The sequence below is a fragment of the Oscillibacter sp. MSJ-31 genome, from assembly GCF_018918025.1.
Classification (GTDB): Bacteria; Bacillota; Clostridia; order Oscillospirales; family Oscillospiraceae; genus Hominicoprocola.
This window is the reverse complement of record NZ_JAHLPT010000017.1, coordinates 14,748-27,191: the sequence shown is the minus strand read 5'-3', so window position 1 is coordinate 27,191 and position 12,444 is coordinate 14,748. Positions and strand designations below refer to the sequence as shown.

Annotated in this window: 11 protein-coding genes; 8 read left to right on the top strand and 3 right to left on the bottom strand. The window is 62.2% G+C overall.

Features of this window, described 5'->3' with window-relative positions:
* The first annotated feature begins 1 nt into the window (after position 1).
* The 6 genes from deoD (at position 2) to KQI17_RS10400 (ending at position 6,902) form a co-directional block, all read left to right on the top strand.
* A complete protein-coding gene (deoD, locus tag KQI17_RS10425) occupies positions 2 to 721 on the top strand; it encodes a purine-nucleoside phosphorylase (RefSeq protein WP_216496158.1) in 720 nt (239 codons plus the stop codon).
* Positions 722 to 735: 14 nt separating this feature from the next.
* The gene (locus KQI17_RS10420; RefSeq protein WP_216496156.1) at positions 736 to 1,662 is read left to right on the top strand and encodes a uridine kinase; all 927 of its coding nucleotides are present in this window, start codon (positions 736 to 738) and stop codon (positions 1,660 to 1,662) included.
* 174 nt (positions 1,663 to 1,836) lie between these two features.
* Positions 1,837 to 3,069: a BMP family ABC transporter substrate-binding protein gene (locus KQI17_RS10415; RefSeq protein ID WP_216496154.1), complete on the top strand. Its 1,233-nt coding sequence runs from the start codon at positions 1,837 to 1,839 to the stop codon at positions 3,067 to 3,069.
* Between the two features lie 226 nt (positions 3,070 to 3,295).
* Positions 3,296 to 4,810: an ABC transporter ATP-binding protein gene (locus KQI17_RS10410; RefSeq protein ID WP_216496188.1), complete on the top strand. Its 1,515-nt coding sequence runs from the start codon at positions 3,296 to 3,298 to the stop codon at positions 4,808 to 4,810.
* Positions 4,807 to 5,961, top strand: a complete 1,155-nt coding sequence (locus tag KQI17_RS10405) for an ABC transporter permease (protein WP_216496152.1) — start codon at positions 4,807 to 4,809, stop codon at positions 5,959 to 5,961. Before KQI17_RS10410 ends, KQI17_RS10405 begins: the two co-directional genes overlap by 4 nt.
* Positions 5,961 to 6,902: an ABC transporter permease gene (locus KQI17_RS10400; protein ID WP_216496150.1), complete on the top strand. Its 942-nt coding sequence runs from the start codon at positions 5,961 to 5,963 to the stop codon at positions 6,900 to 6,902. The genes KQI17_RS10405 and KQI17_RS10400 overlap by 1 nt, the downstream gene beginning before the upstream one ends.
* A 65-nt stretch (positions 6,903 to 6,967) precedes the next feature.
* On the opposite strand, the gene KQI17_RS10395 is transcribed toward KQI17_RS10400, so the two are convergent.
* The 3 genes from KQI17_RS10395 to spoIIID all read right to left on the bottom strand — a co-directional run bounded on the left by KQI17_RS10395 (position 6,968) and on the right by spoIIID (position 9,914).
* Positions 6,968 to 8,449, bottom strand: a complete 1,482-nt coding sequence (locus KQI17_RS10395) for an S-layer homology domain-containing protein (protein WP_216496148.1) — start codon at positions 8,447 to 8,449, stop codon at positions 6,968 to 6,970.
* A gap of 20 nt (positions 8,450 to 8,469) precedes the next feature.
* Positions 8,470 to 9,483, bottom strand: coding sequence for an LCP family protein (locus tag KQI17_RS10390; RefSeq protein ID WP_216496146.1), 1,014 nt, complete (start codon positions 9,481 to 9,483; stop codon positions 8,470 to 8,472).
* Between the two features lie 182 nt (positions 9,484 to 9,665).
* Positions 9,666 to 9,914, bottom strand: coding sequence for a sporulation transcriptional regulator SpoIIID (spoIIID, locus tag KQI17_RS10385; RefSeq protein ID WP_022018936.1), 249 nt, complete (start codon positions 9,912 to 9,914; stop codon positions 9,666 to 9,668).
* A 135-nt stretch (positions 9,915 to 10,049) separates the two neighbouring features.
* Here spoIIID and KQI17_RS10380 point away from each other — a divergent pair, with 135 nt between their 5' ends.
* Together KQI17_RS10380 and KQI17_RS10375 are read left to right on the top strand one after the other, a co-directional pair.
* Positions 10,050 to 10,973 carry a DMT family transporter gene (locus KQI17_RS10380; RefSeq protein WP_253285784.1) on the top strand — a complete coding sequence of 308 codons (924 nt, stop codon included), beginning with the start codon at positions 10,050 to 10,052 and terminating at the stop codon, positions 10,971 to 10,973.
* Positions 10,974 to 11,004: 31 nt separating this feature from the next.
* Positions 11,005 to 12,444, top strand: a complete 1,440-nt coding sequence (locus tag KQI17_RS10375; RefSeq protein ID WP_216496143.1) for a DUF6056 family protein — start codon at positions 11,005 to 11,007, stop codon at positions 12,442 to 12,444.

Here is a 12,444-nt window from a genome sequence, read left to right as displayed (position 1 = left end):
TATGTCAACACCCCACAACAACGCAAAGCCCGGCGATTTCGCCAAAACCGTCCTCATGCCCGGCGACCCCCTCCGCGCGAAGTTCATCGCGGAGACCTTTTTGGAAAACCCGCAGCTCGTCAACAATGTCCGCGGCGTGCAGGGCTACACCGGCACCTACAAGGGCGTGCGCGTGAGCGTGATGGCGAGCGGCATGGGCATCCCGTCCATCGCCATCTACTCCAACGAGCTCTACACGCAGTACGGCGTGGAGAACATCATCCGCGTCGGCTCCGCGGGCGCGATGCGCGCGGATATGGAGCTTGGCAGCGTGTGCGCCGGCATGGGCGCCTGCACCAATTCCGACTTCGCCGGCCAGTATGAGCTCGGCGGCACCTTCGCCCCCATCTGCGACTACGAGCTGCTCTCCGCCGCGGTGGAGAGCGCAAAGGAGCTGGGCGTGAAGATGCCCGTCGGCAACCTCTATTCCTCCGACACCTTCTATGACGCGGCGGGCCGCAACGCCCGTTTCGGCAAGATGGGCGTGATGGCGGTCGAGATGGAGGCGGCGGGCCTCTACTGCACCGCCGCCTATACCGGCAAGCGCGCGCTTGCCATCTGCTCCATCTCCGATAACCTCGTCACCGGCGAGGAGCTTTCCGCCGATGACCGTCAGACCACCTTCACCAACATGATGAAGATCGCGCTCGAGGTCGCGGTCAAGATGGAGAACAAAGAATAAGGAGCGATTTCCCCATGCGAGTCATCGACATTGAAAACATCACCGAGGCCATGCGCGACGACACGCGCTTTGTCCTGCGCTGCGAGGAGGTCTTTCACGACAAGATCAGCGCCGCCGCGGCGAGCATCCTGATGAACAAGAGCCAAAAGCCGCTCGTCTGCCTGACCGGCCCGAGCGGCAGCGGCAAGACCACCACCGCCATGCGCCTGAAGGCGTACCTGGAAAACCTCGGCGTAAAGGTGTGCCTGCTGAGCATGGATAATTTCTTCCTGCCGCTCGACCAGCGCCCGCCGGAGGCGTCGGACTGGGAATCCCCCTTGTGCGTGAACCGCGACCTGCTCATCGACTGCATCCACCGCCTGTCCGACGGCGAGGAGGTCGAGCTGCCTGTCTATGATTTCAAGAGCGGCACCACCGGCAGCTGGGTGAAGATGCAGGGCGACCGCGACGCCGTTATCATCGCCGAGGGCATCCACATGCTCAACCCGCTGATCTTCGACCGCGTGCGCGACATGGCGACCGGCGTTTACGTCGCGCCCCGCACGCGCATCATCACCGCGCACGACAAGATCGTCCGTCCCGAGCAGCTGCGCGTGGCGCGCCGCATGATCCGCGACTATCAGGGCCGCGGGCACTCCCTGCGCCAGACGGTCGAGCGCGCCGAGAGCGTGGACCGCGGCGAGCGGAACTATATCATGCCCAATAAGCCCAACGCGGGCATCCACATCGACACCTTCCACGACTACGAGCCGTGCATCCTCGCGCGCTATCTCAAGGAGATCCCCGAGTTCTACACCCAGCTTGACGACGCCTTCATCGACGAGCATGGGCTGACTGACCTCTTCGAGGTCGTCAACTCCGTCCCGCCGCTCAAAACCGATTACGTCCCGCGCGACTCCATCGTGCGCGAGTTCGTCGGCGGCAGCATTTTCCAATACTGAGCAAAGAGAGACCGCGTCTGCGGTCTCTCTTTGTGCGCTTTCACCATGAAACTTTTGCCAAAAATTCACACTTTTCAGCAAATATGACTTGCCCTTTTGAAAAATTATTGCTATAATACGCTCGATGTCATGTCCATGATATGATTTCAAAAAATTGTAAGGAAGGTTTGCACTATGAAGAAGTTCTTTGCTCTTCTTCTCTCCCTGGCTATGGTCCTCGCGCTCGTAGCCTGCGGTCAGAAGGACCCCACCCCCGACACGCCCGATACGCCCGACGATCCCCAGACTAAGGTCGAGTACAAGGTCGCCATGATCACCGACTACGGCGACATCACCGACCAGTCCTTCAACCAGACCACCTATGAGGCCTGCAAGGCGTTCTGCGAGGACAACAAGGTTCCCTTCAGCTACTTCAAGCCCGCCGGCGATAACACCGCCGACCGTGTGGCTATGATCGAGAAGGCTGTTGACGAGGGCTACAACGTCGTCGTGATGCCCGGCTACGCCTTCGGCGGCGCCATCGTTGAGACAGCTCCCGAGTTCCCCGACGTGAAGTTCATCGCGCTTGACGTCTCTGCCGGCGACCTGCTCGAGGCGGGCGTTGCCAAGGCCGGCGAGACCTACGACTACACCCCCGAGAACTGGGACCTCAGCAAGTATGTTGACATGAGCAATGTCTACTGCGCGGTCTATCGGGAAGAGCTCTGCGGCTACATGGCGGGCTACGCTGCCGTGAAGCTCGGCTACAAGAGCCTCGGCTTCCTCGGCGGCATGGCTGTTCCCGCGGTCGTCCGCTATGGCTACGGCTTCGTGCAGGGCGTTGACGCGGCTGCGGCTGATCTGGGCCTCACCGACGTCAAGCTCAACTATATCTACGGCGGCGCTTTCTCCGGTAACGCCGATATCACTGCCGCGATGGATACCTGGTATGCCGGCGGCACCGAGGTCGTCTTCGCCTGCGGCGGTGCCATCTACACCTCCGCGGTCGACGCGGCCAAGAAGGCCAACGCCAAGGTCATCGGCGTCGACGTCGACCAGGCGGGCATCATCGCCAAGTATGCCGATGTGGACGGCATGACCGTCACCTCCGCCATGAAGGGCCTCTATCCTGCCACCTACGATACCCTGAATGACGTTATCAACAACGGCAACTGGGAGAAGTACGTCGGCAAGATCGAGACGCTGGGCCTTGTCTCCGGCACCGATCCCGAGGCGAACTACGTTCAGATCCCCATGGGCGACGGCACCCAGTGGTCCGACAGCTTCACGCAGGACGACTATAAGGCCCTGGTGAAGGATATGTTCGACGGCAAGATCACCGTCAGCAACAACACCGGCAACGACGTCAGCGCCGCTGATTTTGCCACTGTCATCACTGTCAATGACTTCGGCAACCTCAAGGGCTAAGCATCTGTCGCAAAGTACATACGGAGAGACGGGCACCTGCCCGTCTCTCTTTTTTTGCCGAAAAACGAAAAAATCATACGATTTTGCCAAATTGACTTTGCTTTATGGAAGCGGGTATAGTATACTGTAAGATATTCATGGTTTCCGTCCCCGCACATCCCCAACGCGGCGGGCCATCAAAACGGAAGGAGGGCGAAACATCTTGGGATCACCGTATGCCATTGAGATGCTCAACATCACCAAACGATTCCCCGGTATTATCGCCAACGACAACATCACCCTGCAATTAAGGAAGGGCGAGATCCACGCCCTGTTGGGCGAAAACGGCGCGGGCAAGTCCACGCTCATGTCGGTGCTCTTCGGCCTTTATCAGCCCGAGGAGGGCACCATCAAGAAGGACGGCGAGGTCGTGTCCATCAAGGACCCGAACGATGCCAACGCGCTCGGCATCGGCATGGTCCACCAGCACTTCAAGCTGGTGGAATGCTTCACCGTGCTCGACAACATCATCATGGGCGTGGAGCCCACGAAGCACGGCTTTCTGCAAAAGGCCGAGGCCCGCGAAAAGGTCCTTGCCCTGAGCGAGAAGTACGGCCTGCACGTCGACCCCGACGCGCTCATTGAGGATATCACCGTCGGTATGCAGCAGCGCACCGAGATCCTCAAGATGCTCTACCGCGAAAACGAGATCCTGATCTTCGACGAGCCGACCGCCGTCCTCACCCCGCAGGAGATCGACGAGCTCATGCAGATCATGCGCAACCTCGCCGCCGAGGGCAAGAGCATCCTCTTCATCTCCCACAAGCTCGCTGAGATCATGGCGGTCGCGGACCGCTGCTCGGTGCTGCGCAAGGGCAAGTACATCGGCACGGTCGAAACGGCCAACACCACGATGGAGGAGCTGTCGGCGATGATGGTCGGCCGCAGCGTCAGCTTCCATGTGGACAAAAAGCCCGCCGAGCCCGGCGAGGTCGTGCTCGAGGTGGAGGGCATGACCATGGCCTCCAAGCTCCACAAGAATAATGCCGTCAAGAACGTTTCGCTCAAGGTCCGCCGCGGCGAGATCGTCTGCCTTGCCGGCATCGACGGCAATGGCCAGACGGAGTTCGTCTACGGCCTGACCGGCCTGGAGCCGCTCGTTTCCGGCTCCGTCAAGCTCTGCGATAAGGACATCACCCATGCGCCCATCCGCCAGCGCAGCGTGATGGGCATGAGCCACATCCCTGAGGACCGTCACAAGCACGGCCTTGTGCTCGACTATTCGCTCGAGGACAACATGGTGCTCCAGCGCTACTTTGAGCCGGAGTTCACCGACAAGGCGGGCTTCCTGCGCCGCAGGAACATCCGCACCTACGCCGAAAAGCTCATCGACCAGTACGATGTCCGTTCCGGTCAGGGCCCGATCACCATTGCCCGCAGCATGTCCGGCGGCAACCAGCAGAAGGCCATCGTCGCCCGTGAGATCGACAAGGATCCCGAGCTGCTCGTCGCCGTGCAGCCGACCCGCGGTCTGGACGTCGGCGCCATCGAATACATCCACCGCCAGCTCGTCGCGCAGCGCGACGAGGGCAAGGCGGTCCTGCTCGTGAGTCTGGAGCTGGACGAGGTCATGGACGTGCCCGACCGCATCCTCGTGATGTACGAGGGCGAGATCGTCGGCGAGCTCGACCCGAAAAAGACCACGCAGGAGGAGCTGGGCCTCTACATGGCAGGCGCGAAGAGAGATGAGGTGAAGGCATGAAAAAGAATATTTTCAAAAGCGGCGGCTTCCAGTCGCTGCTGGCCTCCCTCCTGTGCATCGTGCTGGGACTGTTCCTCGGCTACCTTGTGCTGCTGCTCATCAATCCCGCGGGTGCGGGCGAGGCCATTCTTACGGTCATCAAGAACTTTATGACCTACAACCGCCCCGCCTCGCAGCTGAAATATTTCGGCAATACGCTCGTCAAGACCGCGCCGCTGCTGATGTGCGCGCTGGCGATCCTGTTTGCCTACAAGGTGGGCCTCTTTAACATCGGTGCAGCCGGACAGTACTGCGCCGGCGTGGCGCTGAGCCTGTACGCGGCGCTCGGCCTCGGCTGGAGCTGGCTTCCGTGTATGCTGCTCGCCATTTGCGGCGGCGCGATCCTCGGCGGCATTTCCGGCCTGCTCAAGTCCTACTGCAACGTCAACGAGGTCATTTCCGGCATCATGCTCAACTGGATCGTGCTGTATCTGACCAATATGCTCCTCACCACGGTGAAGGAGGACGCCAGCCCCTACACCAAGGTGCTCGCACACATCAACGAATCCGCCGTGCTGCCCTCGCTGGGGCTCGGCGCGCTGTTCAACAACAACCAGTACGTCGGTCTCGCGATCCCGCTGTCCGTGCTGATGGCGATCCTCGTGTGGGTCGTGCTGGAAAAGACGAAGTTCGGCTATGAGCTCAAGGCCACCGGCTACAACAAGAATGCCGCCAAATACTGCGGCATGGCGGAAAAGCGCAACGTCATTCTCAGTCTTATGATCTCCGGCGCGCTCGCCGGCATGGGCGCGGCGATGCTCTACCTCACCGGATATGAGCAGTGGCAGTGCTCCACCTCCTCCGTCCCCGCGATGGGCTTCAACGGCATCGCCGCGGCCTTCCTCGGCGGATTGAACCCCATCGGCACCGTGCTCGCCTCGTTCTTTATCCAGCACATCACGGCGGGCGGCGCGTATGTGGATAAGTCCATGTACTGCGCGCAGATCTCCGATCTGATCTCGGCGCTCATCATCTATCTCTGCGGCTTCGTGCTGTTCATGAAGCACGCGATGAATTCCTACGCGGCCAAGCGTGAGGAGAAGGCGGCATTGAAGGCCAGGGCAGCCGAAGCGCAGGCCCGGGCTGAGGCCGGGAAAGGAGGCGATCAGTAATGGTACTGCTGCTGCAATACACCCTGATCTTTGCTTCCGTGCTGATCCTGGTCGCCCTCGGCGGCTGCTTCGCGGAGCACTCCGGCGTCATCAACCTCGGCCTTGAGGGTATTATGATCATGGGCGCCCTCGGCGGCGCGCTGGCAATGCGCTACATTTCGCCCAATGTGCCCGCCATCGTGATGATCCTCGGCGTTCTGGCTATTTCGGCGTTGGTCGGCATGATCTATTCCTGCCTGCTGGCCGTAGCCTGCATCAACTTCAAGGCGGACCAGACGCTTGTCGGCACCGCGCTGAATCTGCTCGGCACCGCGGGCGCGACGGTCATTGTCAAGGCCATCAACACCGCTGCGAATCCCGATGACGTTTCCTCCATCGTGCAGTATGCCGGTGCGAAGAAGGCGTTCACCGTCAATCTCGGCTCGTTCGAGTTCAGCTGGTTCATGCTCGTGACCGCGCTGCTGCTCGCCGCGTCCTACGTCCTGCTCTATAAGACCCGCTTCGGCCTGCGCCTGATGGCGTGCGGCGAGCATCCGCAAGCGGCGGACAGCGTGGGCATCAACGTCTACAAGATGCGCTGGGCGGGCGTGCTGATCTCCGGCTTCCTCGGCGGCATCGGCGGCATCGTGTTCATCACCGCCGGCGTTTCCGAATGGCGCTTTGAGTACGGCGTGGCAGGCTTCGGCTTCCTGTCCCTCGCGGTCATGATCTTCGGACAGTGGAAGCCCCAGCGCATCGCGCTCGCAGCGCTCCTCTTCGGTCTGTTCCGCGCGCTCTCGAATGTCTACATGGGCTTCGGCTTCCTCGCGGCGATGAACATCCCCAGTCCGGTGTACAACATGATGCCCTACATCATCTCCCTCATCGTGCTGGCGTTCACCTCCAAGCGCTCCCGCGCTCCCAAGGCGGAGGGCATCCCCTACGACAAGGGCCAGCGCTGAAAACATATCAACACGGCAAAAAGCAGCGGCTGCGATGCAGCCGCTGCTTTTTTATCGGTCGACTTTTACCATGCGTGCTTGGCACGGGACTGCGTCTCGGTCATGCCGAAGAAGCTCATGTCCACGCGCGTGCCCTGATCGCCCCAGGTCGTGTCGATGTGATAGGTCTTGCCGTCAAGCTCCGCGACGGTCCAGATGTGGTCGGCGTTCATAAGCGCGGTGCACTCGATGCCCTCGAGCCGCAGCAGAAGGTCGTATGCTCCCGTGTAGCCGTCGCAGACGGCTACGCCGTCCACCAGTGCGCTGTACGCCAGATGACTCAGGGAGCTGCTGGAGACGGTCCCCTCGTCGTAGACGCAGTTGTTGCAAAGCCAGACGTAGTAGGCCCGCGCCAGCTCATACTGCGTCATGTCGCCCGTCAGATAGCCGCTCTCCCACAGCGCGTCGTGGACGAGGATCGCGCGGGCGAGTGTCTCCTCACGGTATTTTTTGAGCTGCGCGCCGTCGCAGGCTGTGGAGGAGAAGGTCAGCAGCACCTTGCCGGAGGAATAGCTGCGGCAGGAGGTGGAGTTGTACATCTGCTCGCAATGGCGCTTGACGCCGACTGTAAAAGCGCGGGTGAGCTTTGCGACCTCCTCGTTGGTCAGCGTACGGTTGTATTGCAGAGTGATGCTGTCGGCGCCGTCGTGGAGCATCTTTCGGATCAGCGCGTCGATGGCGTTGGCGTCGTCGGCTGTCGGCGCGGCGGTGACCTCGGCGGGCGCCGCGATCAGGTCGCCCCAGGCTGTGCCCGCGGCGGAGCGATAGGAAAGATTTTGCCACGAGAGCGTCAGGCGCGCGGACGGCTCGACCATGCGCACGACCAGTGCCGCGAGCTCGCTGCGCTTGAGCGTATCATTCGGATGGAAGGAGCCGTCCTCGTCCACGCCGCCCACGATGCCCCATTTGTAGAGCCGGAGAATATCGCCCTGATAGGGCGTGTAATCGTCCACATCGGTGATGCGGCGGTGCGAGGCATAGCCGACGGTCACGGCCTCGGCGTTGCGCTCGTCGTAGCACTCCGCGCTGAGCGCGGGGGCCAGCACACCTGCCATCTGCGCGCGTGTCGCGGCCTCCGGATAGTGGCCGTCAAGCTCGTCGCCGAGGCATTTCTCAGCCTTGAGATAGAGCACATAGGGCCGGTACCAAGCCTCGCCGGCTGCCGCCGCGGGGATCGCCGCACCGCGCTCAAGCGCGTGCAGACGCGCGGCAAAGGTCACCAGCTCGGCAATGGTGACGCTCCCCTCCGGCGCGTAAGCGCTGCTGCTCACGCCCTCGGTCAGACCGTATTCGTACAGCGCAGCGACGGCGTCGTGATACCACGCCGAGGCGTCCACATCCGCGAAGCGCCCGTCGTAGCTTCGCGTGCGCGCAAAGGGGGAGAGCGTGTCCGCCTTCTCCGCCGAAGGAGCGGGCGCGGGGACGTCCGCTGTCACGTCCTCCGCCTGCGCGGCGGTGGAGAGTAGCAGGGTAAAGATGCAGAGGAAAAGCAAAAGCCGTTTTTTCATGGTGCTTACTCCTTATCTCGTCAGGGGACGAGGATATCCATATCCTCCAGCGTGAGCGCCTCATTGTAGGGATTGAGGGCCTCGTTGACCAGGTCGCAGGTCGCCTGCGCGTCGAGCACATAGACCGACTGCTTGTTGTAATAGCCGGAGCCGTCGCCGGGGAGGGTGGCAAAGTGGATGTTTTCGGTGCCGATGTTCAGCGCCTCGTTGCCGAGCCAGACGAGGTTGCCGGTCGTGAGGTCGGTCTTGACGTAGGTGTAGAAAATATCCACCAGCGCGGGGATGTTCTTGACGTTGCCGATCTGCAGCAGCTGCTTGGCGACCGCCTTGAGGAAGGCCTGCTGGGTGCCGATGCGGCCGATGTCCTCCGTGCCGTAGCCGGTGCCGTCGTTGTTGTGGCGGAAGCGGACGACCTCCATCGCCTCTTGCCCGTTGAGATGGCGCGGGCCTTTGGTGAAGTGAATGTGCAGGTCCTGATAGGGGTCGTCGTAATCCATGTTGATGGGAATGTCAAAATCCACGCCGTCGATCTGATCGACCAGCGCGATGAAGCCCTTGAGATTGACTGTGACATAAAAATCCACCGGCACGCCGAGCAGATTTTCGATCTGACTCATCAGCAGCTCCGTGCCGCCCTTGGCGTAGGCGAAGTTGAGCTTGTTGTTGCGGTATTCATTGTGCAGCAGCGTATCGCGCGGGAGACTCACAAGGTCGATGCGCTTGTTCGGCACGTCGAAGCGGACGAGGATGTTCGTGTCGCTGCCGCCGTTGTCGTCGTCAAGCCCGGAGACGAGAATGTTGTAGCAGTATTCGCGGCGTGTGCGGCCCGGAGCGTCGGGCTCGTCCGTGTCGGTCCGGTCGACGTCCGCGCTTGCCGTGCCGTCCGGCGTTACAACGGGCTTGTCCGTGTCAAGCTCGGGCGCGCGAAAGACATATTTGACCGTCGCAAACACAGCGGTCGATAAAAAGAGCAGGGATAACAGTGTGACCACAAGGCGCTCGGGGCGGCGCTTCGCGGGATTTTTTTTCTGCATGGCGGGATACGGTCCTTTCCGTTATTGTCGAAAACAGGGGAATACTGCCATTATACTCATTATGTCAACAAACTACAAGAGGGAAAAAGAGCTTGCGCGGCCGGCGGAGGAAAAAGGCAGGCCGGCCGTGCGGTGTTTGATCGGTTTCTGCTTTTATTTGACGAAATTCAGAGGAAAAAGTTTCAAGCTCCCTTATATTTTTTTCTCGTGGCGATGCCGCCGCGGATGTGCCGCTGGGCTTTGTTGATCTCAAGGATCTCCTTGACCTGAAGGTAGAGGCTGTGGTTGATCTGCGGAAGCCGGTCCTGAATGTCCTTGTGGACGGTCGATTTACTGACACCGAACTTCTTGGCTGCGGCGCGCACCGTGGTGCGGTTTTCTATGATGTAAACTGCCAGATCGCAGGCCCGCTCTTCAATATTACCCTTCATGAATGAAACACTCCCTATTCGAGTTGCTTCAATCTATGCAACGCGGGGAGCGAATATGTGCAAAGACGCGCACGGCGCTTGAAAAGCGGCGCACGGTCTGCTACAATGGGCAAAGATAATCGCGGGAGGGCGTGTATGGACGAAAAAAAGAGGACGCTGCGCGGCTTTTTGTGCGCGGCGCTCGGCGGCGTGTGCTGGGGCGCGTCCGGCACGGTGGGACAGTATCTCTTCACCTGTCAGGGCGTGGACAGCGGATGGCTGACCGTGGTGCGGATGTTTCTGGCCGGCGCGGTGCTGCTCGGCGGCGCGCTCGTAAGGCACCGCCTGCAGCTTCGGACCATTTGGTCGGACCGGCGCGACGCGCTGCGGCTCGTGCTCTTCTCCGTCGGCGGACTGATGACCTGCCAATATACCTACCTCGCCGCCATCCGCTACTCCAACAGCGCGACCGCCACAGTGCTGCAGTATATGGGACAGGCGCTCATTTTACTTTGGGTGTGCCTGCGTGCGCGCCGCCTGCCGACGCGGCGCGAGGGCGCTGCGCTCGTGCTCGCGCTCCTCGGCGCTTTTTTGCTTGCGACCCACGGCAGCCTGACCGCGCTCGCGCTCTCGCCGCAGGCGCTCTTCTGGGGCCTGTGCGCGGCGGTGTCGCTGATGCTCTATACGCTCCTGCCGGGCGATCTGCTTCGGCGCTATCCCGTGAGCGTCTGCACGGGCTGCGGGATGTTCATCGGCGGCGTGGTGCTGCTCGTGCTCACGCAGGCGTGGCGGATCCCGGTCGCGCTCAACGCCGCGGTGGCGCTCGGCACGCTGGAGATCTCCGTTGTCGGCACGGCGCTGGCGTTCACGCTTTATCTGCAGGGCGTGAGCGACGTCGGCGGCGTGCGCGCAAGCCTGCTCGCCTGCACCGAGCCGGTCAGCGCGGCGCTGTGCGCGGCGCTCTGGCTGCACACGAGCTTCGCGTGGCAGGATCTTCTCGGCTTTGCTGCCATTCTGGTGATGGCGGTGCTCATCGCGCTGCCCGAGCGCACGCCGCGAGCGGAACAAAAAAACATCTGATACACAAACCTTTCGATCAGGAGGCGGAGAAATGAAAAGAGAGACCGATCGGCTCCGCGTTTTCACCATGCTCGCGCTCGCCGCGGCGCTTTTTACGCTCTTTCGCACCTTCCCGCTCAGCGGGGACGACTGGTTCCGCGAGGGGCTGGGCGCGTCGCTGCACAGCATCGGCGACCTTGCGTGCGTTGTCGCGGAAAAGTGGCGCACGACGAACGGCCGCATCCTCGGCAACATCCTCGCTTACAGCGCGGGCAGCCGCCCGATCCTGCGCGACCTTCTGCGCGCGCTCATCACGCTTGTGCTCATCGCGCTGCTCGCGCGCGTTTCCAAGCTGACTTCCACAGCAGGACTGCTGCTGTGCGCCGCGGCGGTGTTCACGCTGCCGCGCGAGCTCTTCCGCGAGGCGTACCCCTGGGCGGCGGGCTACTTCAACTATGTTCCGCCGGTGGCCTGTCTGCTCGCGGCCCTCGCGCTGACCGACGCGGTCTTTGCGGGCAAGGCGCTGCGCGAGAGCGCACCGCGCTGCCTCGCGCTCTTCGCGCTCGGCTTCGCCTCGCAGCTTTTTGTCGAGAATGTTACCCTCTGCACGCTCTGCGCGGCGGGACTGATGACGCTTTGGTATCTGCTCCGCGAGAGAAGGCTCTCACCTTCGCTTTTGTGCTGGCTGCTCGGCGCGCTCAGCGGCGCGGCGCTGCTGTTCGCCTCGCCGTCCTACGCGGTCATCCTGCACGGGGGCGGTATGTATCACGCGGGCGTTTCCGGCGGGCTTGCCGGTCTGCTCGCCTCCGCGCAAAAAAACAGCGCGACGGTGTTCCGTTTCCTGCTCGCGGACTGCCCGGTGCTCTATGTCTCCGTGGCGGCGCTGCTGACGCTCTTTTTCGCGCGCGGACGCAGGCGGGCAGCGGACATCTCGCTGCTCGCGGCGCTGCTGTCCTGCACGGCGGCTTTGCCGCTGCACACGCTGCTCCGTCTTTCGGACGGCGCGCTCGCGGCGCTCTGCCTCGCGTGGTTCCTGCTCGCGATCCTCGGCACGCTGTGCTGGACGGCGGGAGCGCTCCGCGCGCGGGGGTGCTTTTTCCTGCTTTTGTCGCTCAGCGCGGCGCTGCCGCTGCTGTTCGTGTCTCCCGTCGGGCCGCGCTGCCTGTACGCGAGCTATCTGCTCACGCTTGCCGCGGCCTTCAGCCTGCTCGCCGAAAGCGGCCTCAAGCCGGACTTTGCCCTCCCGCTCTGCGCGGGACTTTGCGCGGCGGTGCTCGTCTTTTACACCCTCTCCTACCTCCCGCTGCGCCGCGCGGTCGCGGCGCAGGAAACGCTGCTGCGCGAGGCGATGCTGCGCGGCGAGCGCACGGTCCGCGTCCCCGCCTGCGGCGATACCGCCGGCCTTTTGTGGGAGCCGAACACACCGAAGATGGAGTATGCCTATTTCTACATCACGCCCGGCGACCTGAGCATCGAATTTGAAACGAGGTGA